General features: G+C 42.3%; 16 protein-coding genes and 6 tRNA genes. 1 reads left to right on the top strand and 21 read right to left on the bottom strand.

All coding sequences use genetic code 11. From position 1 onward, the window contains the following. Positions 1-107: 107 nt before the first annotated feature. The 17 genes from haoB to ATY38_RS10015 all read right to left on the bottom strand — a co-directional run bounded on the left by haoB (position 108) and on the right by ATY38_RS10015 (position 20,196). Positions 108-1,139, bottom strand: a complete 1,032-nt coding sequence (gene haoB, locus ATY38_RS10095; protein WP_235590251.1) for a hydroxylamine oxidation protein HaoB — start codon at positions 1,137-1,139, stop codon at positions 108-110. Next, on the bottom strand, positions 1,136-2,848 hold the full coding sequence (locus tag ATY38_RS10090; protein ID WP_062557488.1) for a multiheme c-type cytochrome: 1,713 nt from the start codon (positions 2,846-2,848) through the stop codon (positions 1,136-1,138). Before ATY38_RS10090 ends, haoB begins: the two co-directional genes overlap by 4 nt. A gap of 203 nt (positions 2,849-3,051) precedes the next feature. After that, the gene (gene rpoC, locus ATY38_RS10085) at positions 3,052-7,254 is read right to left on the bottom strand and encodes a DNA-directed RNA polymerase subunit beta' (RefSeq protein ID WP_062559184.1); all 4,203 of its coding nucleotides are present in this window, start codon (positions 7,252-7,254) and stop codon (positions 3,052-3,054) included. Between the two features lie 102 nt (positions 7,255-7,356). After that, positions 7,357-11,430, bottom strand: a complete 4,074-nt coding sequence (gene rpoB, locus ATY38_RS10080) for a DNA-directed RNA polymerase subunit beta (protein WP_062559183.1) — start codon at positions 11,428-11,430, stop codon at positions 7,357-7,359. A gap of 160 nt (positions 11,431-11,590) precedes the next feature. Beyond that, the gene (gene rplL / locus ATY38_RS10075; RefSeq protein ID WP_062559182.1) at positions 11,591-11,971 is read right to left on the bottom strand and encodes a 50S ribosomal protein L7/L12; all 381 of its coding nucleotides are present in this window, start codon (positions 11,969-11,971) and stop codon (positions 11,591-11,593) included. Between the two features lie 56 nt (positions 11,972-12,027). Beyond that, positions 12,028-12,543, bottom strand: a complete 516-nt coding sequence (gene rplJ / locus ATY38_RS10070; protein ID WP_062559181.1) for a 50S ribosomal protein L10 — start codon at positions 12,541-12,543, stop codon at positions 12,028-12,030. Positions 12,544-12,841: 298 nt separating this feature from the next. Then, on the bottom strand, positions 12,842-13,540 hold the full coding sequence (rplA, locus tag ATY38_RS10065) for a 50S ribosomal protein L1 (RefSeq protein WP_062559180.1): 699 nt from the start codon (positions 13,538-13,540) through the stop codon (positions 12,842-12,844). A 1-nt stretch (position 13,541) separates the two neighbouring features. Beyond that, on the bottom strand, positions 13,542-13,973 hold the full coding sequence (gene rplK, locus ATY38_RS10060; protein WP_062559179.1) for a 50S ribosomal protein L11: 432 nt from the start codon (positions 13,971-13,973) through the stop codon (positions 13,542-13,544). A gap of 115 nt (positions 13,974-14,088) precedes the next feature. Continuing rightward, complete coding sequence (nusG, locus tag ATY38_RS10055) at positions 14,089-14,622, bottom strand: transcription termination/antitermination protein NusG (RefSeq protein ID WP_062559178.1); 534 nt, start codon at positions 14,620-14,622, stop codon at positions 14,089-14,091. A 17-nt stretch (positions 14,623-14,639) separates the two neighbouring features. Beyond that, the gene (gene secE / locus ATY38_RS10050; RefSeq protein WP_062559177.1) at positions 14,640-14,984 is read right to left on the bottom strand and encodes a preprotein translocase subunit SecE; all 345 of its coding nucleotides are present in this window, start codon (positions 14,982-14,984) and stop codon (positions 14,640-14,642) included. Between the two features lie 123 nt (positions 14,985-15,107). Continuing rightward, positions 15,108-15,183, bottom strand: a tRNA-Trp gene (locus tag ATY38_RS10045). A gap of 74 nt (positions 15,184-15,257) precedes the next feature. Beyond that, entirely contained in the window at positions 15,258-16,448 is a 1,191-nt protein-coding gene (gene tuf / locus ATY38_RS10040) for an elongation factor Tu (protein ID WP_013647103.1), read from the bottom strand. Between the two features lie 48 nt (positions 16,449-16,496). Continuing rightward, positions 16,497-16,571 (bottom strand) — tRNA-Thr (locus ATY38_RS10035). Between the two features lie 46 nt (positions 16,572-16,617). Further along, positions 16,618-16,691 (bottom strand) — tRNA-Gly (locus ATY38_RS10030). Between the two features lie 87 nt (positions 16,692-16,778). Further along, positions 16,779-16,863 (bottom strand) — tRNA-Tyr (locus ATY38_RS10025). 147 nt (positions 16,864-17,010) lie between these two features. After that, complete coding sequence (locus tag ATY38_RS10020) at positions 17,011-17,988, bottom strand: ABC transporter permease (RefSeq protein ID WP_062559176.1); 978 nt, start codon at positions 17,986-17,988, stop codon at positions 17,011-17,013. 21 nt (positions 17,989-18,009) lie between these two features. Then, a complete protein-coding gene (locus ATY38_RS10015) occupies positions 18,010-20,196 on the bottom strand; it encodes an ABC transporter substrate-binding protein (protein WP_062560174.1) in 2,187 nt (728 codons plus the stop codon). A 137-nt stretch (positions 20,197-20,333) separates the two neighbouring features. Here ATY38_RS10015 and ATY38_RS10010 point away from each other — a divergent pair, with 137 nt between their 5' ends. Beyond that, positions 20,334-21,119: an enoyl-ACP reductase FabI gene (locus tag ATY38_RS10010; protein WP_062559175.1), complete on the top strand. Its 786-nt coding sequence runs from the start codon at positions 20,334-20,336 to the stop codon at positions 21,117-21,119. A 6-nt stretch (positions 21,120-21,125) separates the two neighbouring features. Here ATY38_RS10010 and ATY38_RS10005 read toward each other — a convergent pair whose 3' ends face one another. The 4 genes from ATY38_RS10005 to ATY38_RS09990 form a co-directional block, all read right to left on the bottom strand. After that, the gene (locus ATY38_RS10005) at positions 21,126-23,009 is read right to left on the bottom strand and encodes a SurA N-terminal domain-containing protein (RefSeq protein WP_062559174.1); all 1,884 of its coding nucleotides are present in this window, start codon (positions 23,007-23,009) and stop codon (positions 21,126-21,128) included. A 72-nt stretch (positions 23,010-23,081) separates the two neighbouring features. Further along, positions 23,082-23,158: transfer RNA gene (locus tag ATY38_RS10000), tRNA-Asp, on the bottom strand. 16 nt (positions 23,159-23,174) lie between these two features. Further along, positions 23,175-23,250 (bottom strand) — tRNA-Val (locus tag ATY38_RS09995). Positions 23,251-23,265: 15 nt separating this feature from the next. After that, positions 23,266-23,538, bottom strand: coding sequence for an HU family DNA-binding protein (locus tag ATY38_RS09990; RefSeq protein WP_013648000.1), 273 nt, complete (start codon positions 23,536-23,538; stop codon positions 23,266-23,268). Positions 23,539-23,584: the final 46 nt, after the last annotated feature.

Below are 23,584 nucleotides of genomic sequence, written 5' to 3'. Positions count from 1 at the left end.
AATTCAAATTTTATGGGTTCGTATTGTACGCTATCATCGTTTTGTGTAAATGATTATGTGTCCGCTTTTTTGGGAGTTTTATTGTCGCTCAAGGCTATTTTTTATTTCTAAGGTAGCTTATATACCCAATAGCCTCCTTGTTGGTAGATCAGTTGCGCCAGATCTTGTTCCGTCGGCGCAGTCTTATCTACAAATGGCAGCATCCTTGCCAACAACGTCTGACTACTTTCTTCATCACTCAGGAAAAATACTCTGATCTCATTGTCTGAAACAGATTGCAGTGTATAGGTGTCAAAATTATTTTCCTTAACTTGCACTTTCATTTGATTGATCATGCCATGCATATTCCCTGTCATCGGAAAATTCTGGTAGGCAACGCCTATACTTTCCGGGTACATGAGCCCTAGTTTATAGACATCGGTCACGTGTACAATCAGGTAGGTCTCACGATCAGAACCAATCAGTTGCCGCAGTTGCTTAATACCGTCTTCCGCTGGTGCCGCCAGTGCCCGACTGAAGTGTTTAAATCGTTCCAATTCCACCGAATCCGCTTTGCTTTGCCAGAATTGTTTTTCATACGCCTGGATCTCTTTGCTGTGCTCCAGCCAAGGAGCCGGTATCATGAGGGGTTCGTTCAGGTGATGAGTAAAAAACGTGTCGTGCCCTGTAAGCAGTTTGATTTGCCGGGAGGTGTCCCACCAGGATAGTATCAGCGCATCTTTCGGAGCGTACTTGCTGATCGCCTCGGCCAGAACAGTAAGCTCCGATGGCTTTCTGTCAAAATTGTAGAGCACTTCATTGGTGCTATTCTTCCAGTAGATCAGTACCGGCGCTCCATCATTTTGCCTTGCAACAATGAATTCAGCGATCGGCTTGCCTACTCCGTCAGCTTGTACTTTGTACTGACCAAGCTTTAAATCCGGCCAACCTGTCAAATCTATTTTACTAAACTTGCTGCTGTCGCTTTCTTCTACCAATTGATATTGATAGGGAGCCGGTATCGGTTTAAACCAAAGATACACAAACCAGCCCAATAAAAGCAATCCTCCCGTCACCAGAAAAATTCCTAATGACGGGAGCAGCCTGTCTCCTGACCGCACCACCGGAGCGGCGCGGTCTGTCGTGTCAGCGCCTATCAAGCTTCACTTTGCTTACGTTTGCGCCAACCCGCCAAGGCCAGTGTTCCGGCGAGCAGCATGCCGCCACCTAAACCACCCAGTGAGATCTTCTCAGCTGTGCCGTCCAAGTCAAGTAAACTGGTGCGTTTCGATTCAAGATTCTTCACCCGTTCCTGCAGTGCAATCATCTCGCGGATACGAGTATTTTCGTCTTGAATTTCAACATACGCACGGTTAATCGGACCCCAGCCTTCCGTATAAGTCCATCCACCCGGATTTACGTGCGCCAAGCCTACATGCATCTTCGCCAGGTCATTTTCGTGCATTTCCAGCACCTTGAGCTCAATCGCCGCAGGGCTGTTGCCTTTCGACCAGAACAACTGTGCAAAATATGCATAGCCTTCTTTCTCCGGTGGCGGTGGAGCAGGACGATTAGTTTTTTGGCCTGTCAACAAACCTTCCTTGTACAGTGTATGCACAATTTCATTAGCTTCCTGATACTTAGCCAACCCTTCCAGCGTGCCTTTGTCCATCAATTCCAAATATGAACGTGCAAAACGCTCCGAGTGACATTGGGTACAGGTAACCACCCACGAGTCTAAACGAGCTTCCGACCATTCGCTATTAATGTTTTCCGCTATACCTGGAACAAATGGATAGTTCGCCCACCGAATCTTCCTTACCATGTTATGGCTATATTCACCTTCGTATTCCATGTGACAACCCGCACAGGTCGGTGCATTTTGACCGCCCAGTTCATAGGCGTCTTTCAACTGTACTTCCCAGTTCCATTTGTCTCCCAGCATCGACACCATCTTGCCGTGCTTGGACATGGAGTAAGCTTCCCAGTTGTTGTGATCCACACCACTATGGCAAGTGGCACACGCTTCCGGCTTACGCGACTCCGCAGCTGAAAATTCATGGCGCGTATGGCATGAGTCGCATTTGTTCTGATTCGTATGACACATCGAGCAGCCTTCAGCTACTTCGCGTTGCGGCATCGCTGCCCAAACAGTGGTTTCTACGTTGGCTTTATAGTCCAGCGCGTGCGAAGGGCGTCCATCGGGCCATTGGCCGTGCGGCCAAATCATCGTGTCACGTTCCGATTCCCGTTCCACAAATTCCTGCAAGTGACATTTACCGCATACATCCGCTGTCGGCATAATGATGTCTTTGGTGTGATCCGCTTTCTTCTTCGCATTAACATCCACGTGACAGTCAATACACCCCACTTCCTTCAGGTTCTCGCCTTCCGCCAATTTACCCAAAGAGCGCAAATTCTTCTCTACGTCCTCAAGCTTGCCTTTCTTATAAAAGGTAGGGTCATCCGGCTTAAGATTACGAATCTTGTCTAAATTCGCATGGCTACTACGCTTCCATGCCTGAACCCATACCGGCGATTCATCCGTGTGACATTCTACACATTCCTTCCGGCTCGCTATCTCTTTATTCGAAGTCGGCGATTTGTAAAATGTCGCAGGATCCAAATATATTCCATACGGTATCGGTTCCCAATACTGCGCCATCGTTCCAGGCCCCGCTCCTTGCTCAGGATCCTTGTAGCGCTTCACCACCGCTTCGTATACTTCCTTCGGCGTCGCCTTCTCACGATCCAACTTCAATGCTTCATACAATTCGTCCGGAACGCTCGGTATGTTCGCATGCGCCGTCCCTATCAGCATAGCTCCTAACAGCCCCGCTATTACCCCAGCCCATCGCTTGGCTTTCATCTTTCTCTCCTTTGGTTTTCCATAATTTTTTTCCCTTCTTATCTTCCCGGCCTCTCAAAAGACCACCTTCCTTCGCTTCATAGCCCCCAACCATCCATCCAACTTCAACAGATAGCCCCTCCCTTAGACTACTTAGTCAGCCTTGTACTGTCAAGCTATTTGAACGATTAATGTTACGCGAACACTACATCAGTTTTTCCATACTAAACAGCACTATCAATTGAGGTACCTGATTCAGTAATTATCTCAGGTATCTTTTCTTGCTTTTTCCTCTTACTATGAAAGGACAACCCTGTACCCGCGGGGACTAATCTGCCAACGATAACATTCTCTTTTAATCCGCGCAAATCGTCTTTTTTGCCCATAATTGCCGCTTCCGTCAATACTCGAGTCGTTTCTTGGAATGAGGCTGCAGAAATGAAGGAATCTGTCGATAATGATGCTTTTGTAATACCTAACAACATAAATTCATAAGTAGCTGGCATTTTCTTTTCGGCAATTAATCGTTCATTCTCAACGAGTAAATCAGCGCGCTCTACTTGCTCCCCCGGAATAAATGTAGAATCACCAGCATTGGCAATTTGCACTCGCCTTAGCATTTGACGAACGATAACTTCAATATGTTTGTCATTAATCCTAACGCCCTGCAATCGATATACATCTTGGACTTCATCAGTAATATATCGCGCTAATGCTTCAACACCTTGTAAACGCAAGATATCACGGGGATCTGCCGGTCCATCAACAATATTTTCACCCTTGTTCACTACTTGCCCGTCATGCGCCATTACGTGTTTATCTTTTGGAATTAAATATTCATGCACAATTTCTTCAAGATCAGTGATAATTAGTCTTTGCTTACCTTTAGTGTCCTTACCAAAAGAAACAATACCCGTAACCTCAGCTAACATACCCGCATCTTTTGGCGCTCTTGCTTCAAATAGCTCTGCCACGCGCGGCAAGCCTCCTGTAATATCACGTGTTTTAGAAGTCTCTTGTGGAATCCTTGCCAATACCTCGCCGACACTCACTTCCTGCCCATCCCTCACCGTGATAATACAACCGATCTGGAACGTTATGCTCACAGATTGATTACTACCCAACATCTTTATTTCATTCCCATCATCATCCAAGAACTTCACTAGTGGACGCAAACCTTTCGATTGTATAACTCCTCGACGTTTTGGATCAATAACTACTAAGGTCGATAATCCAGTAACCTCATCGATTTGTTTCGCTACAGTAACACCTTCCTCAACATTTTCGAATCGCACCTTCCCAGTATATTCAGTTATTATAGGACGAGTATGCGGATCCCAAGTGGTTAATACCTGACCCGCTTTAACCATCTCACCATCCCGCACCAACAATGTTGCACCGTAAGAGGCTTTATGTCTTTCACGCTCTCGTCCATTCTCATCTTGAATAATGATTTCACCGCTTCGTGAAATAGCGATCAATTCATTCTGAGCATTAGTCACATACCTCATTGTGGAAGAATAATGTACGGTGCCACTTGATTTGCTCTCAACCTGACTTACCACCGCAGTTCTGGATGCTGCACCACCAATATGAAATGTACGCATTGTCAATTGCGTACCTGGTTCACCAATTGATTGAGCGGCAATAACTCCTATTGCTTCGCCCACATTGACCGGAGTGCCACGCCCCAAATCCCGTCCATAGCACTTCGCACATAAACCATATCGAGTTTCACAAGTAAGTGGCGTACGGACTTTTACTTCATCAATACCCAAGGATTCAATCAAATCTACAGCATCTTCATCCAGCAATACCCCCGAAGCAAAAACCACTTCTTGAGTCTCAGGATTAATTACGTCGTTAACTACAACCCTACCTAAAATTCGCTCGCGTAATGCTTCAATAATTTCACCACCTTCCACTAAAGCTTTCATAACTACGCCACTACCGGTATTACAATCTTCCTCCGTAACTACAAGATCTTGAGTAACATCAACTAATCGTCGAGTCAAATAACCTGAATTAGCAGTCTTTAAGGCCGTATCTGCTAGTCCCTTCCTGGCACCGTGTGTTGAAATAAAATACTGTAGGACATTTAAACCTTCGCGGAAGTTAGCTGTAATTGGTGTTTCAATAATCGAGCCATCTGGTTTTGCCATCAATCCACGCATACCTGATAACTGACGTATCTGTGCCGCTGAGCCACGAGCACCAGAATCCGCCATCATATAGATTGAATTAAATGATTCTTGCGTTAACTGCGTGCCTGTCTCGCCAAGTTGTATCTTTCCGCTAGACGGATCAAGTACTGGTTCTACGCCAAGCTGATTCATCATAGCTTTGGCCACTTGATCGCCTGCTCTACCCCAAATATCCACGACTTTGTTATAACGCTCGCCTTGAGTCACCAAACCTGATGTATATTGCCCTTCAATTTCTTTTACCTCTTGTTCCGCCTCAGCAATAATGTCGCTTTTCTGAGTTGGTATCAACATGTCATCAGCACAAATAGAAATACCGGCACGCGTTGCATAACTAAATCCCGCATACATGAGTTTATCAGCAAAAATCACTGTTTCTCGCAATCCACAACGTCTAAAACTTGCATTAATAAGTTTTGATATCTCTTTCTTTTTCAATGTTTTATTAAGTAATGAAAACGGAAGTGCCGGAGGAAAAATTTCAAATAATAATGTCCTTCCTACCGTTGTTTCATAACGAGTAATTTTTTCATAGCGTTCGCCATCTGCATTAATGTCATATTCCCTGATTCTCACCTTAATTCTTGCATTTAATTCTACATTCCTACTTTCATAAGCACGTGAAACCTCACTGACATCCTGAAATAGCATACCTTCACCACGAGCCCCCACTTTCTCCCTAGTAGTATAATAAAGTCCGAGTACGATATCTTGAGAAGGTACAATAATAGGTTCTCCATTAGCTGGGGATAAAACATTATTGGTAGACATCATTAATGTTCTGCACTCCATTTGTGCTTCTAATGAAAGCGGTACGTGAACAGCCATTTGGTCACCGTCAAAATCAGCATTAAATGCAGCACAAACTAATGGATGCAATTGAATTGCTTTACCCTCGACCAGAACTGGCTCAAACGCTTGAATACCCAATCGATGCAAAGTCGGCGCACGATTTAACATAACCGGATGCTCACGAATTACATCTTCCAGAATATCCCATACCACTGCAGTTTCATTCTCAACCTCGCGCTTGGCAGCCTTGATGGTACTGGCAATTCCCATTAACTCCAGTTTATTGAAAATAAAAGGCTTAAATAACTCGAGTGCCATTTTCTTTGGCAATCCACACTGGTGAAGCTTAAGTTGAGGTCCGACAACGATAACTGAGCGACCAGAATAATCCACACGCTTACCCAGCAAGTTCTGGCGGAAACGCCCGCCTTTACCTTTAATCATATCCGCCAATGACTTAAGTGCTCGCTTGTTAGCACCCGTCATTGCCTTGCCTCGACGACCATTATCTAATAATGAATCAACCGCTTCTTGCAGCATGCGCTTTTCATTCCGAACAATAATTTCCGGCGCTTTTAGTTCCAGTAATCGTTTTAACCGATTGTTACGATTGATAACCCGGCGATATAAATCATTCAAATCCGAAGTCGCAAAACGACCACCATCGAGCGGCACCAGAGGACGAAGATCTGGTGGTAAAACTGGTAATACGGTCAAAACCATCCATTGTGGTTTTATCCCTGACTTATTAAATGCCTCTAGCAGTTTAAGTCTCTTAGAAATTTTCTTAATCTTTGTTTCCGACCCCGTACTATCCATCTCACGCCGCAAGTTCTCGATCTCGGCTTTAATATCCAGATTACTTAATAGATCGCGAATGCCTTCTGCACCCATACTGGCATTGAAATCATCTCCATATTCTTCTGTTTTTATTAAATAATCCTCTTCAGTCAGCAACTGACAACGCGTTAATGGCGTCAAGCCAGGATCAGTAACTACATAAGCTTCAAAATATAGAATTCGTTCAATATCACGTAAAGTCATATCCAATACCATACCCAAGCGCGATGGCAAGGATTTTAAAAACCAGATATGTGAAACGGGTGAAGCCAGTTCGATATGTCCCATGCGTTCACGGCGTACTTTCGACAAAGTTACTTCAACACCGCATTTCTCGCAAATGACACCACGATGCTTTAGCCGCTTATATTTTCCGCACAAGCATTCATAATCTTTAACGGGGCCAAAGATCTTGGCACAAAACAGACCATCTCGCTCCGGTTTGAAGGTACGATAATTAATCGTCTCAGGTTTTTTTACTTCACCATAAGACCAAGAGCGAATTTTCTCTGGAGAAGCAAGGCCAATTTTGATGGCATCAAACTCTTCTTTGTGAGTAACTTGTTTAAATAGATCTAGCAGTGCTTTCATTTGTCACTCCTGTCAATCAGAGGGCAATAAAATTTTGATGGAATTTATGTGATATTCATAATGGGATGGGTTTAAATTAACCATCCACAATCCTTGAAACGATTAATGTTGTTCCAAATCAATATCCATACCCAGTGAACGTATTTCTTTTACCAATACATTGAATGACTCCGGCATTCCAGCATCAATTTTATGATCACCCTTAACAATACTTTCATAAACTTTAGTGCGCCCTGTGACATCATCCGATTTGACAGTTAACATTTCCTGCAAGGTATATGCAGCTCCATATGCTTCCAATGCCCAGACCTCCATCTCACCAAAGCGTTGTCCGCCAAACTGCGCTTTACCGCCTAATGGTTGTTGCGTTACTAAACTATAAGGACCTGTTGAACGCGCATGCATTTTATCGTCTACCAAATGATGAAGCTTCAGAACATGCATATACCCAACAGTAACTGATCGATCAAAAGCTTCCCCTGTTCGACCATCGTACAATGTAATTTGGCCCGATCTTGGTAATCCTGCTAGCTCCAACATGTCTTTGATTTCTCTCTCGGTTGCGCCATCAAATACTGGCGTAGCAAAAGGAACTCCAGCTATCAGATTTTCAGCCAATGATAAAATTTCTTTGTCTGATAAAGAGGAAATATTTTCTTTCTTACCACTTTCATTATAAATCTTATCGAGAAAATCCCTAATTTCAATTATGTTTCTTTGTTTTTTCAACATTTCATCAATTTTTTTACCGAGACCTTTTGCTGCCCACCCTAAATGCACTTCAAGAATTTGACCTACATTCATTCGAGAAGGAACACCTAAGGGATTTAATACCACATCAACAGGCGTTCCGTCAGCCATATAGGGCATATCCTCCAAAGGTACAATTTTGGAAATAACACCTTTATTACCATGCCGCCCTGCCATTTTATCACCCGGTTGCAAACGCCTTTTGACTGCGATATAAATCTTGACCATTTTTTGAACGCCAGGTGCTAGTTCATCACCTTGAGTAAGCTTTTTCTTTTTTTCTTCAAACGCAACATCAAATGCCTTACGTTTTTGCACCATACTCTCACGTACTTGCTCTAATTGTATGCTCGAGTCTTCATCCATCAAACGGATATCAAACCAGTAATGTGGATCAAAGCTTTGTAGGTATTCGGCGGTAATTTCTTTCCCCTTTGCCAGCTTATTTGGCCCACCAGTAGCCACTTTACCTATCAATAAGCGCTCAAGACGAGAAAATGCATCTTCTTCCACAATGCGCATCTGATCTGCCAAATCTTTTTTGTAGCGATCAAGTTCATCATCAATAATATTTTGAGCTCTCTTATCCCGCTCAATACCTTCGCGGGTAAATACTTGCACGTCAATTACAGTCCCCGAGATACCTGATGGAACCCGCAGCGAAGTATCTTTTACATCTGATGCTTTCTCACCAAAAATAGCGCGCAATAATTTCTCTTCCGGTGTTAATTGCGTTTCACCTTTTGGTGTAACCTTGCCAACCAGAACGTCACCCGCTTCAACTTCTGCACCAATATAAACAATACCTGATTCATCGAGACGTCCTAACTGATACTCAGATAAATTTGGAATATCAGCTGTTATCTCTTCAGTACCTAACTTGGTATCCCGACTCACAACCGATAATTCTTCTATATGAATGGAAGTAAAACGATCCTCGGCTACGATCCGCTCTGAAATCAGGATGGAATCCTCAAAGTTATATCCATTCCACGGCATAAATGCCACTAACATATTTTGCCCTAACGCAAGTTCACCCATATCAGTAGATGCACCATCCGCAATAACATCATCTTTACTGATACTATCACCAACCCTAACTAAAGGACGCTGATTAATATTTGTATTCTGATTGGAACGTGTATATTTTATAAGGTTATATATATCAACCCCAACCTCTCCCATGTGCGTCTCAATATCATGCACACGCACCACAATTCGACCTGCATCCACATAATCAACGATTCCTCCTCGTTTAGCCCGAACAGTAGTACCGGAATGCACTGCCACAACCCGCTCAATTCCTGTGCCTACGAGCGGCTTCTCCGCGCGTAAACAGGGAACTGCTTGACGTTGCATATTTGAACCCATCAATGCACGATTTGCATCATCATGCTCTAAAAACGGTATCAGTGATGCCGCCACCGACACAATTTGTGCCGGTGCCACATCCACGTATTCAATACGATCAGGTGAAGACAATGCAAATTCGTTTTTGTGACGGCAAGACACAATCTCGCTGATCAATCGATGATTATGATCAAGCTCGGCATTAGCCTGAGCAATCATAAAATTCCCTTCCTCAATTGCCGATAAATAATCAATTTCATCAGTTACCTGACTATTCTTTACTCTGCTATAGGGTGTTTCTATAAACCCATACTCATTGGTTCGCGCATATAGCGCCAATGAATTAATAAGGCCAATATTAGGCCCTTCTGGTGTCTCAATTGGGCACACGCGACCATAGTGAGTTGGATGCACATCACGCACTTCAAAACCAGCTCTTTCCCGTGTCAATCCTCCGGGTCCCAATGCCGAAATGCGACGCTTATGCGTTATTTCAGATAATGGATTAGTTTGATCCATAAATTGTGACAGCTGACTGGATCCAAAGAATTCCCGAGCAGCTGCAGACACCGGTTTTGCATTAATTAAATCATGAGGCATCAAATTTTCTGATTCTGCCTGACTCAAACGTTCTTTGACTGCGCGCTCTACACGCACCAAACCGGATCTGAACTGATTTTCCGCCAACTCACCAACTGAACGTACGCGTCGATTTCCAAGATGATCAATATCATCTATTTCTCCGCGCCCATTTCTCAGCTCTACCAGAATTTTGATCACCGCAATAATATCTTCATTCGATAGTGTTGGTGAGCCTGTCAGCTCGGTTCTTCCTACTCTACGATTAAATTTCATCCTGCCTACTACGGATAAATCATATCGCTCTGGCGAGTAGAACAACCCGGCAAATAAAGCTTTAACCGCATCTTCTGTCGGTGGTTCCCCAGGTCGCATCATACGGTAGATTGCAATCTGCGCATTCATTTCGTCGGTTGTTTCATCAATTTTTAACGTCTGAGAAATATATGCGCCATGATTAAGATCATTAATATACAACGTATTAATTTTCTTTACATTTCCAATGCGAAACTTTGCTATCGTTTCTTCACTGATTTCATCATTAGCAAGCGCTATAATTTCACCGGTATCTGGGTCGACTATATTTTGTGCTAATATTCTTCCCAATAAAAAATCTTCGGGAACTTCTAATTGATCAATTTTAGCTTCTTGCATTTCTCGAATATGCTTAGCTGTAATCCTCTTATCTTTCTGAACAATTATTTTTTTGCCTTTGGCAAAAATATCGAAACTTGCCACTTCTCCACGCAAGCGATCCGGCACGAGCTCAAACCGTATTCCTTTGTCTGAAAAATGGAAGCAATCGAAAATAAAGAACTCCTTCAATATTTGCTCAGAAGTACAACTAATTGCCTTCAATAACGTAGTTACAGGCATCTTACGGCGACGATCTATCCTGAAAAATAAACAATCCTTTGGATCAAACTCAAAATCTAACCATGATCCACGATATGGAATAATCCGTGCAGAAAATAGCAATTTTCCCGAAGAATGAGTTTTACCACGATCATGTTCAAAAAATACCCCGGGAGAACGATGCAATTGAGAAACAACCACACGTTCAGTCCCATTGATAACAAAAGATCCTGTCTCCGTCATCAAAGGAATTTCACCCATGTAAACTTCCTGCTCTTTGACTTCCTTAACAGTTGGCTTGGATATTTCTTTATCCATAATTGTCAATCTTACCCTTGCACGCAAGGGTGATGCATAAGTTAATCCTCGTTGCTGACACTCTTTTACATCAAATACTGGCGAACCAAGCTCATAGCTTATAAAATCCAGACGCGCATTTTTGGTATGGCTTTCAATTGGAAAAATTGAATTAAAAGCGGCCTGTAATCCTTGGGTCCGGCGTTTACTAGGTGCAATATTTTCCTGTAGAAAAGCCGCGTAGGATTCTATCTGGGTTGCAAGTAGAAAAGGAATTGGTAAAACGCTTGCACGTTTGGCAAAACTTTTTCGAATACGTTTTTTCTCTGTGAACGAATAGCTCATGAGTTTTCTCCGGGAGAAGAAGACTGAGGGTTGAATAGTTGAAGTCAAATAACTATCAATTGCTGAAATGCCCAAAAAACGACACTTCAGATGGTAAAAATATCAAAGGCTGGCAGCGTTAATCTCTTCTCCACCAGCCCTATAAAATTTATTACCTTTCCTACTTAATTTCGCAAGTAGCGCCAGCCTCTACCAACTGCTTCTGAACTGAATCTGCCTCATCTTTGGATACACCTTCCTTAACAGGTTTTGGTGCTCCATCAACTAAATCTTTTGCCTCTTTCAAACCTAGACCAGTCACCGCTCTTACTACTTTAATAACATTCACTTTGCTTTCACCAGCGGATGACAAAATCACAGCAAACTCAGTTTGCTCTGCCTCGGCCGCCGCTCCACCGCCGCTAGGGGCAGCAGCAACTGCAACAGCCGCTGCCGCTGCAGACACTCCGAATTTTTCCTCCATTTCTTTAATCAACTTTGATAATTCAAGCACTGTCATATTTGCAACTGCTTCCAATATTTCGTCTTTCGTTACGGCCATAATTATCTCCTGGTAATTTCCTGTATTAAGCTATTGTAAAAATAAAAGCTGATAAGCTATTTGCTATCGCGCACCATTGCTAAACCGCGCACAAATCTAGTCGGTACTTCATTAAGCGTTTGAACAAATTTGGCTATAGGTGCTTGCATTGTTCCTAGTAATTTAGATAACAATTCATCACGACTCGGCAGTGCAGCTAGTGCAGTAATTTCATCACGTGATATTACCTGCTCTCCTATTGCACCCACTTTGATCACGAATTTGTCATTCCCCTTGGAAAATTCATGCAATACTTTTGCAGCTGCTACTGGATCGGTACCTATGCCATAAGCAAGAGGCCCCACCATATGCTTGGCTAATTCAGCATAAGGTGTGTCAGCAACAGCACGACGAACCAATGAATTTTTTATGACACGAAAATAAATTCCTGATTCACGAGTTTTTGCTCTTAGCTGAGTCAATTGGCCAACTTCTAATCCTCGATACTCCGCAATGATAATAGCTTGAGCATTAGTTATCTGAGTGCTCACTTCAGCTACTATAGCTTTTTTCTCTTCAAGATTTAGACTCAAGGTTCACTCTCCATCTGTAAAAAAACACTTGGAATAATTAAACTAATCACTTCCAAGTACTACAAATTGGCAACCTTATACCAGGAAAACAAGACTCCTGTTTTGGGTTCACCATCTACGCTGGGTCTTCACTTGAATTGAGAGATATATAAAACCTTTTATTTCTCACTCAGCAAACAAATTTTAAGTATTCTAAATAAAACCACAATCAGATTATTATTTACATACCCCAGCGGTCTTTGACAACCTACTAAATCATATACCTTTATATTTATTAGTAGCCCACAAAGTTCTGTTTTTATTGTTGCATTATACTTGTTTGGTCTATTCTGACACCGACGCCCATAGTGCTAGAAACAGACACTCTTCTTAAATAAACACCCTTTGATGAGATTGGCTTGGATTTATTAAGCGCATCAACCAACGCCTTAAGATTCCGTTTTAATGCATCTATTTCGAATGATGCTCGTCCAATCGTACAATGAATAATACCCGTTTTGTCAGCTCTAAATTGTATTTGCCCAGCTTTAGCATTCTTAACAGCACTCGCAATATCCGAAGTCACAGTTCCTACTTTTGGATTTGGCATCAGACTGCGTGGCCCTAGAATCTGTCCTAATTGACCAACTACACGCATAGCATCTGGACTTGCAATTGCGACATCAAAATTAATATTTCCCGCCTTGATATCAGCTGCTAAATCTTCAAATCCTACGATATCTGCTCCCGCTTCCTGCGCTTCTTTAGCTTTATCTCCCTGTGCAAATACTGCAACACGAACTATTTTTCCAGTTCCTGCGGGCAAAACTACCGATCCACGCACTGCTTGATCGGATTTTTTCGCATCTATCCCTAAATTTACTGCAACATCAATCGATTCATCAAATCTGGCCGTAGCTGCTTCCTTAACTAATCCAAGCGCTTCATCGATTTGATATATTTTATTGCGGTTAACTTTTTCTGCTATGGTTATATAGCGCTTTGATGAACGTGCCATTTTATATACCCTCTACTTCTATGCCCATACTGCGTGCACTTCCTGCTATAGTGCGCACTGCAGCATCCAAGTCCGCTGCAGTTAAATCCGGCATTTTTGTTTTTGCTATTTCTTCTGCCTGATTACGATTTAATTTCCCAACTTTATCTACATGTGGCCTAGCACTTCCTTTACTTATTCCAGCAGCTTTCTTTATTAATACCGATGCGGGCGTAGTTTTCATCACAAATGTAAAACTTTTGTCAGCATAAGCAGTAATTACTACCGGCACTGGCAACCCCGGCTCAATTTTCTGCGTAGCCGCATTAAATGCTTTACAAAATTCCATAATATTTAACTGCCGCTGCCCTAATGCAGGACCAATTGGCGGGCTTGGATTAGCCTTACCTGCTGGCACCTGTAATTTAATATAACCAATTATTTTTTTTGCCACTATGCTCTCCTTATGGGTTAAACGAGTGATAAATCACTCTCCCCAGTTATCTATAACACCAATCAACACTCACATAGCTTTTCTTCAGTTTATTAATTTCAAGAAGAGACACTATTTAGGATTTTTCAACTTGATTGAAATCCAATTCTACTGGTGTGGGTCGACCAAAAATTGATACCGATACTCTGAGTTTGCTTTTGTCGTAATTAACATCCTCTACATTGCCATGAAAATCAGTGAATGGACCATCCTTAACACGAATAGCTTCTCCTATTTCAAATAGGATTTTTGGTTTTGGTTTCTCCACACCTTCTTGGATTTGGTGAAGTATATTATCCACTTCCTTTTGACTTATTGGTGTTGGCTTCATAGCTGATCCACCGACAAAACCCGTCACCTTGTCTATATTCTTAACCAAATGCCAGGTATCATCAGACATTTCCATTTCCACCAAAACATACCCTGGAAAGAATTTTCGTTCACTAATATTCTTTTGCCCGCTTTTCATCTCAACTACTTCCTCCACTGGCACCAAAATTTGACCAAATTTATCTTGCATGCCAGCCCGATCAATACGATCTCTCAATGCTCTTTGCACACTTTTCTCATATCCTGAATAAGCGTGAACTACATACCATTTCATACTCATTCTTTCCTCAGAGAAATTTAAGCATCTTGATTCATCATAAGTTTCACAAGAGACATCAAAGCCGCATCGATGAGCCATAAAAACAAAGCCATCACAACAACAAAAGCAAACACTACACCAGATGTCTGAAGGGATTCCTTACGACTTGGCCATACGACCTTTTTTATCTCTTCAGAGGATTCTTTACAAAAAGCGTAAAAGTCTTGCCCTTGAGTCGTAAATTTAGCAATAATGGCTGCTGACAATATCCCTATCAATATTGATAAAACACGAATAACCATAGCGCTTTCATTCAAATAAAAGAATCCAGCGACACCTGCCAAAACAAAAACAACCGCAAGCAAAAGCTTTAATTTATTCACTTTTTGAATCCCTTATGCCTTACAAAAACAAAAACACTCAACAAAATATCTATGGCCATTTGAATTTTTACTTGAATTATTTTTATAACTGCTTTCTAGTTAAAAATCGACTACTTACCTATATGGCAGGCCAGGAGGGCATCGAACCCCCAACCTTCGGTTTTGGAGACCGACGCTCTGCCAATTGAGCTACTGGCCTATTATCTGAAACATTACTGGAGTTATAACGATGTAAAAACAATTATTATTTCAGCCTTTCGTGAATCAATATACTTACTCAATAATTTTAGCAACAACGCCCGCACCAACGGTTCTTCCACCTTCACGTATCGCAAAACGCAATCCGTCTTCCATTGCAATTGGTGCTATTAAGTTTACCGTTACCGAAACATTATCCCCAGGCATCACCATCTCTGTTCCCGCCGGCAACTCTATCGCTCCCGTCACATCTGTCGTTCTAAAATAAAACTGTGGGCGATAGCCAGGAAAAAACGGAGTGTGCCTTCCACCTTCTTCCTTGCTTAATACATAAATCTCCGCCGTGAATTTAGTATGGGGCGATATACTGCCCGGTTTCGCCAATACTTGACCCCGCTCCACCTCTTCACGCTTCGTGCCACGCAGAAGTATCCCCACGTTATCTCCTGCCTGCCCCTGGTCCAGAAGCTTACGAAACATTTCAACTCCTGTGCATACTGTCTTTAGTGTCGGCTTGAGACCTACTATCTCGATCTCTTCACCCACTTTGATTATGCCTCTCTCTACGCGACCCGTTACAACCGTTCCGCGACCAGATATTGAAAACACATCTTCAACCGGCATAATAAAGGCACCATCAATAGCACGCTCCGGTTGTGGAATATAGCTATCCAGCGCATCTGCTAATTTCAGAATGGAAGCCTCACCAATATCACTTTGGTCCCCCTCAAGCGCTTTCAACGCTGATCCAACTATAATCGGCGTATCATCACCAGGAAAATCGTATTTCGATAACAGTTCACGTATCTCCATCTCCACCAATTCAATCAGCTCCGCATCATCAACCATGTCTGCTTTATTCATGTACACAATAATGTAAGGAACACCCACTTGGCGCGCCAACAAAATATGTTCCCGCGTCTGCGGCATCGGACCATCGGCTGCAGATACCACCAATATCGCCCCATCCATTTGGGCCGCACCAGTAATCATATTTTTTACGTAATCCGCATGGCCCGGGCAATCCACATGAGCATAATGACGCTTATCCGTCTCATATTCAACATGAGCTGTATTTATGGTTATTCCGCGTGCACGTTCTTCCGGTGCAGAGTCAATTTGATCATAACTCTTAGCTTCTCCACCAAACTTCTTCGTCAATATCGTCGTAATTGCCGCTGTAAGCGTAGTCTTACCATGATCCACGTGCCCTATCGTTCCAACATTCACATGTGGCTTCGACCGCTCAAATTTACTCTTTGCCATGTCTTGTTTCCCCTTTACGTGCTTTAACCATAAAATTCATTTAACCTATGGAGCCCATGGCCAGAATTGAACTGGCGACCTCTCCCTTACCAAGGGAGTGCTCTACCACTGAGCTACATGGGCAAGCATACATAAACAACCATTAATTACAATTGATACCACTCAGACCTGGAGCGGGTGAAGGGAATCGAACCCTCGTCGTAAGCTTGGAAGGCTTCTGCTCTACCATTGAGCTACACCCGCATTACAAACTCTGTAAGAAAGCGCAAAATCTACCCATCAAAGCAGGGCTCCCACTCCCTAAAACTATTATTACTACTCTTCTTAATTTGGTGGAGGGGGAAGGATTCGAACCTTCGAAGGCAGAGCCGTCAGATTTACAGTCTGATCCCTTTGACCGCTCGGGAACCCCTCCGAACGAAACGGGAGATTATGAATATATTGCCTTCATAAGTCAATCTTGTTTTATATTAAGCAATATAAAAAACCAATAATATTTCAGAAATCATTAATACAAACTAGAAACACATGGCTTGACAAATTCTGTCGTAGAAAATCAAACCTAAGTAAGTCGAATCCTAGGATCAACAAACGTATAAGAAATATCGGTTAGAATCAGGCCCAGGATATAAAGCATTGAGCCCAAAAAAACCATCGCTCTGACAATTGCAAAATCCTGTGAATTAATTGCATCAATCGTGTAACTGCCAAGCCCGGGGATGCCGAAAAAAGACTCGACTAGCAAACTGCCCAAAAACAATAGAGGCACCACAACAACCGCACCAGTTAGGATTGGAATTAATGCATTCTTAAGCACATGCCTGAATAAAACGATACGCTCCGATAGCCCTTTCGCTCTAGCTGTACGCACATATTCTTTATTCATCTCCTCTAAAAATATTGTACGATACCAACGAATATGCGATCCAGCACTACTAATGACTCCAATTAACACCGGCAGCACCAAAAATTTGGTTGCATCTAATCCAGTTCCATAACCCGATATGGGCACCCAATGCCATAACTTGCTTACTAAAAACTGTCCAACGATAATATAAAATAAGCTTGAAATAGACATCAACGCCACACATAGAACTACGCCCCAGAAATCGATATAGGTAGCACGAAAAAAAACCATCAACAATGCAAAAGTGACATACACAAGCAACCCCAGTATAAATACAGGTAACGCAATGGCAAGACTTGGCATCATGCGCGATTTAATTTCTCGTGCGATATCCCGACCATCATCGGAACGCCCAAACTCAAAGATAAACATTGAAACTGATTTCTCGAAGAAAATGGTATTCGTCAGCTTTTCCAGTTTCTCAGCTTCGGAATTGAACAATAGAGGTTTATTGTAACCTCGCTCAACTTTCCATTTTTCAATTGCTTCGGGCGTAACATACTTGATACCCAACTGCATGCGCGCCATATCGTCAGGTGTATTCACTACAAAAAACAAAGTGAATGTAAGTAAATTAACCCCGATTAAAATCGGTACCGCATAAAACAAACGTCTAACAATATAACTCAACATTCTCAGTAGCTTATTGTAAATTCAGGCTGCACGTAGCGCAGCACTACTTTCATGACGACGGAAAGCCCTTACGGCAGGGATAATACTGATCACCAGAATAAATGATATTAATGCAATAGGCCAAAACACCGGCTGATTCCATTCCCGACGCTTAGTCTCTCGCAAATTGGCATCAATTTTGAAATATTTGAGATTATTATTCGATATTCTATTAGGTTTAACATTCTGATACCACGAATGATACAAACCATAGTCTTTGGGATGATATCCCCACAACCAAGGCGCATCATAACGCAATATCTCTACCATACGATCTATGATCAGCTGACGTTCCGGTCCGTCCTCCATATTCTTCATCTTCTCAAAGAACTGATTATATTCTTCATTATCATAATTTACAGCATTCTCACCGCTATTTCCGACCTTACGTTGAGGACCATATAATAAAAACAAGAAATTCTCCGGATCAGGGTAATCTGCATTCCACCCCCATTCGAAGATTTGTGCATTACCTTTTCGAATTTTATCCTGGAAACGATTGTAATCTGTACTTCTGACTACCAATTGTATATTTAATTTTTGAAATTGCTTACGCATCCAATCAAGCTTGGATCTATCCTCAGAACTACGCGCTGTCACATCGAAATACAAAATTAATGGCGCCCCCGTTTTCCGATCAATTCCATTTGGATATCCCGCCTCTGCAAGCAAAATCTTGGCAGTTTTTATTGATTTTCGCTGTGGCTGATCACCAATCCAGTCATATACTATGGGATTAATACCTGCTCGGCCATCACGATAACCCACAATTCCAGGCGAAATCGGGCTTTGTGCAGGTATCCCACGACCATTTGCAAAAATTGAAATAAATTCTTCATAATCTACCGCAATCGAAATTGCTTGCCGAAGCTTTCTAGCTGATTCACGTTCACGTTTATTTCTCCCACCCACCACAGGATCCAACATGTTAAAACCCATGTAATAAGTTGACACCGCCACGGTTGTTTCCAATCTGATCCCTTGCTCTTCCATTTCTTGAGTTACTGTAGCCTCTCCTTGTCCCACTAGCTGAACCGCTTGATCAAAACTATCTGAGCCTATGCCAGTGACATCATAATAGCCTTGTAAAAATTTATTCCACCTTGGAATGCTTTCTTTTTCGCGGGTATAAACAACTTTGTCAATAAATGGCAGTTTTTTTCCTGCATCCTTGAGCAACCCATTTTTCTCATCCTCAGCCATACCAATTGACGGATAGTATTCCTCACGAAAGTTCGGATTTTTTTCTAACACCATGCGCAGGTTGGGATCGTTTTCAGTGAGCATATAGGGACCTGTACCAACCGGATACCAATCTAGTGTTATGTTTTTCTGCACTAATCCCGGCTGAGCATAAAAGCGATCTGCTTCCCAAGGAATCGGTGCAAAAAAAGGCATAGCCAACCAATATAGAAATTGAGGGTACTTACCATGTATCTTTATGCTATAAGTATATTTGTCAATTAGTTTAATCCCTTCTAACTGATACTTCCTCAGATCCAAGTATGTTTCTCCCTCAGCTCGATTTTGTTCAGCGTGCTTCAATTTAACAGCGTAGTCCTTCAACCCTACTATGTAATCCGCCATGAGTCCGTATATTGGAGAATGCAATCTTGGATGAGCCAGACGCTTAACCTGATATACATAATCTTCGGCTTCCAACTCTCTAGTATCCGTATATAAAAAATCGGACAGCTTAAATATCGATGTTAATGCATCCTCGCTTAGTGCATGATATAACCAATCACCTTGCTCATTCATTACAAAAGCCGGATGTGGTTGAAAGGAAATTCCTGGTTTAATCGAGATCTCATAAACACTATAAACAATATCGTCGGAATGCGCTTCATCCGGCAGTTGATTACCTTCGGCGTCAAAATATTTCACAACCGGAATTTCTTCCGCAGTCGCCGGAATTAAAACAAAAGGTCGTTTCAAATAATGATACTGCAGTGGAGGCTCGTAAATCTGGGCAGTAAACTGGATTTCGTTTGAACTGTAAGATTGTACTGGATCAAGATGCTTAGGGCGTTCACTAAATACGCTATAAAGAATATTTTTCCCTGCATCCGATGCAGCATAAGGATTATTCCAACCATACTCGCCACATGCAGCTAATTGCACAATAATAACAATCAATAGCCAAAATTTAATTAATAAAATTTTCATTGCGAACGCGACTTGCCCAAATCTGTTTAAAGTCAATAATGATACTCGCATCTTCAACTTATTCTTGTGTTTAACGCCACCTTATTCAACCCTTCGGCTATAATTTGCCAAAATGCTCAACTTTACAAGGAAAATTTATGGGATTTCTCGCAAATAAACGCGTGCTCATCACTGGATTACTCAGTAATCGCTCAATTGCTTATGGTATCGCCAAGGCCATGAAACGCGAAGATGCATCATTAGCGTTCACTTATCAAAGTGAAGAACTTCGTGGACGGGTTGAGAAGCTGGCCGCTGAATTTGACAGCAACTTACTTTTTCCCTGCAATGTAGCTAGCGACGATGAAATATCGATGTGCTTTGAGCAACTGCAGAAACATTGGGATGGGTTGGATTGTATTATCCATTCGATTGCCTTTGCACCCCGAGAAGCCCTAAGTGGAGATTACCTGGAAAGTGTTAATAGAGAGGTTTTTCAAATTGCGCACGACATCAGTGCTTATAGTTTCTCAGCTCTTGCTAAAGCTGCTCTGCCATTAATGCAAGATAGAAATGGCGCACTTTTAACATTAAGCTATTTAGGCGCCGTTCGCGTCATGCCCAACTACAATGTAATGGGGTTAGCCAAAGCCAGTCTTGAAGCAAATGTTCGCTTCATGGCTTCCAGCTTGGGTCAGAAAGGAATACGCGTTAATGCTATCTCTGCCGGGCCAATTAAAACTCTGGCAGCTTCCGGTATTGGAAACTTTGGAAAATTGTTAGGTTATACCGAGAAGGTCTCCCCGCTACGGCGAAATGTCACCATCGAAGAAGTCGGCAATGTCGCCGCCTTTTTATGCAGCGACCTGGCTAGTGGAATTACCGGTGAGATAACTTATGTAGACGCAGGCTTCAATACAGTTGCATTTAATCTCAGTGATTAACCCAAATCAGAAATTATTCTGTTTAATTTTGACATCATACCGTTGTCTGATTGCAGCCAGATAAGACGATATTTCTTCCTGCGTTATCATCTGCTGCAATTGTTTAGCGAAGTTTTCAGGCGTTGTTGTTTCATCTGACCCAGGTTCTACGACTTTGCTAATTCGTATCAAATTGAATCCGCCTTCCGGCTTAACCGCACCGACATAAGCCGGAAGTTCATCAACTTCTGCTCGAAAAATAGCCCGTAAAGCCTCATGATCTAATCCTTGTGGCTGCATATAAGAAATCAACTGCGCATCATCCCAGGCAACATCATCAAGAACCTCCCCCGCCTGCAATCGGGCAAGCCTTTCTTGTCCCTCTGCTACAGCCATTGATACAGCCATCTCTTTCTTGAGTTTCTCCACAATCTCATCCTTCACAACTGCTAGCGATTGCGAAGTAGCCGGTTTATATTCAATAATTCGAGCAGAAACAAATGTATCAGGGTTAACCTCGATAGCTTCCGTGTTGCGGTTATTTGAAATAACATCATCTGAGAAAATTGCTGATAACAAATTTTCATTGGCAAGGATCGCAGGCTCTTTTGAATCTCTTGTAATCCAATCACTCTTCTCGATGATTAGTTCAAATTTTTCCGCTGCTGCGTGCAGGCTTTCACCCTGTTCATAAACAACATTGCTAAAGTCTTCAACAATCTCACCAAAAACACTTTTTACCATTTCAACTTTGAGCGTATTCTCAATTTGTTCACGAACCTCTTCCAGATCTGGATGCCGCTCTTCCTTAATTGCCGTTAATTTGATTATATGCAGACCAAAATCTGTCTCCACTATGTCGCTGATTTCATCCAATTGCATCGAAAAAATCTTATCTTCAAAAGATTTAACCATAACACCATGGCCAAAGAAACCAAGATCGCCTCCTCGCATGGCTGAACCGGGATCATCTGAATGCTCCTTGGCTATTTCTGCGAATTGATCAGGGTCTTGTTTAACCTGCTCCAAAATCCTCTCAACCTTATCTCGCGCTATCCGCTTTTCTTCCTCTGGCGCATCTGTGGATACACTGATTAATATGTGACTAGCCTTACGCTCCTCAGATTGACCAAACTCCGATTGATGTTCTGAAAAATATGTATTGATCGCCTCGTCACTCACAAACTCATTTTTTGCTACCTTATCCAAGGACAAAACCAGATATTCAACTTTGGCACGTTCCGGCAAATCAAAATCTATTTTATGCTGCTCATAATAAGCCGCAATATCTGCTTCTTCAGGTATGACCTGAGATAGGAACTGATCCGGTGCAATTTTCGATTGACTGATTTCACGCCGTACCTCACTAAGATACTGTACTCTCTCAGTAGTACTTCTTGGCGTAATGGCATTTTCACTATATCCATCAAGTAATTGTTGCAGCAATAATTCATTACGTACACGCAACTCAAATATTGCAGGCGTAAGATCTTGATTAAGCAACAATTTTTCATACTGCTGTTTGGAGAACTTATTATTCTTTTGGAATGCCTGGACATCTTGAATTGTCTTGATTAGCTGTGAATCCAAAACAACGAAGCCATTTTTAACAGCTTCTTGGTACAATAACCGCTGCTGAATCAGTCTTTCAAGTACAGAATTTTTCACTTCAAAATTATCAAGCATTGCGCTATCAAAATTTGCACCAAGCATAGCCCGTACTCTTTCATGATGATCACGTAATGCTTGTTCATATTCTCGCCGAGAGATTTCCTCACCTTCGACGACCGCAACATAACCTTCGCTACCATCATTCCTATAGGATTCCACACCCCAAAACATAAAGGGTAACACTGCTAAGCCCAGAATTACTTGAACAACACGCTTTTTTCGATTGACTAGATCAAACACAATTAGAATCTGCAAAAACTATTTTAGTGGAAAAAACTCGGGGAATTAAAATTCTATACTCATTTTTGTTTTTGGCGGAGTGGACGGGACTCGAACCCGCGACCCCCGGCGTGACAGGCCGGTATTCTAACCAACTGAACTACCACTCCAAAACTGGCTATTGATTGGTGGGTGCTGACGGGATCGAACCGCCGACATTCGCCTTGTAAGGGCGACGCTCTACCAGCTGAGCTAAGCACCCCAATCAGAAAGTGCGCTAGTTTACTGCATCTTTGAGCGCTTTACCAGCACTGAATTTAGGAACCTTAGCCGCTTTGATTTTAATAGCTGCGCCGGTACGAGGATTACGACCCGTACGCGCAGCTCGTGTACCTACTTTAAAAGTCCCAAATCCGACCAAAGTTACACTCTCATTCTTTTTAAGCGCTCCCTTTATTGCAGTTAATGCTCCATCCAATGCACTTCCTGCCGAGGCTTTGGAAATTTTAGCCGATTTTGCGATAGCTTCAATAAGTTCGGATTTGTTCATATAATTCCCCTTCTAAGTTTAATGGTAATTAAATCACAAGCAAATA

Origin of the sequence: Nitrosomonas ureae (assembly GCF_001455205.1) — a bacterium.
In the GTDB taxonomy this organism is placed as follows: Bacteria; Pseudomonadota; Gammaproteobacteria; order Burkholderiales; family Nitrosomonadaceae; genus Nitrosomonas; species Nitrosomonas ureae.
This window is presented reverse-complemented; position numbering and strand designations above follow the sequence as displayed.

What these genes read in the sequence shown, in the direction of transcription:
- nusG (WP_062559178.1), bottom strand. Translation starts at nt 14,622, where the DNA reads ATGAGTATGAAATGGTATGTAGTTCACGCTTATTCAGGATATGAGAAA.
- ATY38_RS10015 (WP_062560174.1), bottom strand. Translation starts at nt 20,196, where the DNA reads ATGAAAATTTTATTAATTAAATTTTGGCTATTGATTGTTATTATTGTG.
- rplA (WP_062559180.1), bottom strand. Translation starts at nt 13,540, where the DNA reads ATGGCACGTTCATCAAAGCGCTATATAACCATAGCAGAAAAAGTTAAC.
- ATY38_RS10010 (WP_062559175.1), top strand. Translation starts at nt 20,334, where the DNA reads ATGGGATTTCTCGCAAATAAACGCGTGCTCATCACTGGATTACTCAGT.
- rplL (WP_062559182.1), bottom strand. Translation starts at nt 11,971, where the DNA reads ATGGCCGTAACGAAAGACGAAATATTGGAAGCAGTTGCAAATATGACA.
- ATY38_RS10090 (WP_062557488.1), bottom strand. Translation starts at nt 2,848, where the DNA reads ATGAAAGCCAAGCGATGGGCTGGGGTAATAGCGGGGCTGTTAGGAGCT.
- tuf (WP_013647103.1), bottom strand. Translation starts at nt 16,448, where the DNA reads ATGGCAAAGAGTAAATTTGAGCGGTCGAAGCCACATGTGAATGTTGGA.
- rpoC (WP_062559184.1), bottom strand. Translation starts at nt 7,254, where the DNA reads ATGAAAGCACTGCTAGATCTATTTAAACAAGTTACTCACAAAGAAGAG.
- rpoB (WP_062559183.1), bottom strand. Translation starts at nt 11,430, where the DNA reads ATGAGCTATTCGTTCACAGAGAAAAAACGTATTCGAAAAAGTTTTGCC.
- ATY38_RS10020 (WP_062559176.1), bottom strand. Translation starts at nt 17,988, where the DNA reads ATGTTGAGTTATATTGTTAGACGTTTGTTTTATGCGGTACCGATTTTA.
- ATY38_RS09990 (WP_013648000.1), bottom strand. Translation starts at nt 23,538, where the DNA reads ATGAACAAATCCGAACTTATTGAAGCTATCGCAAAATCGGCTAAAATT.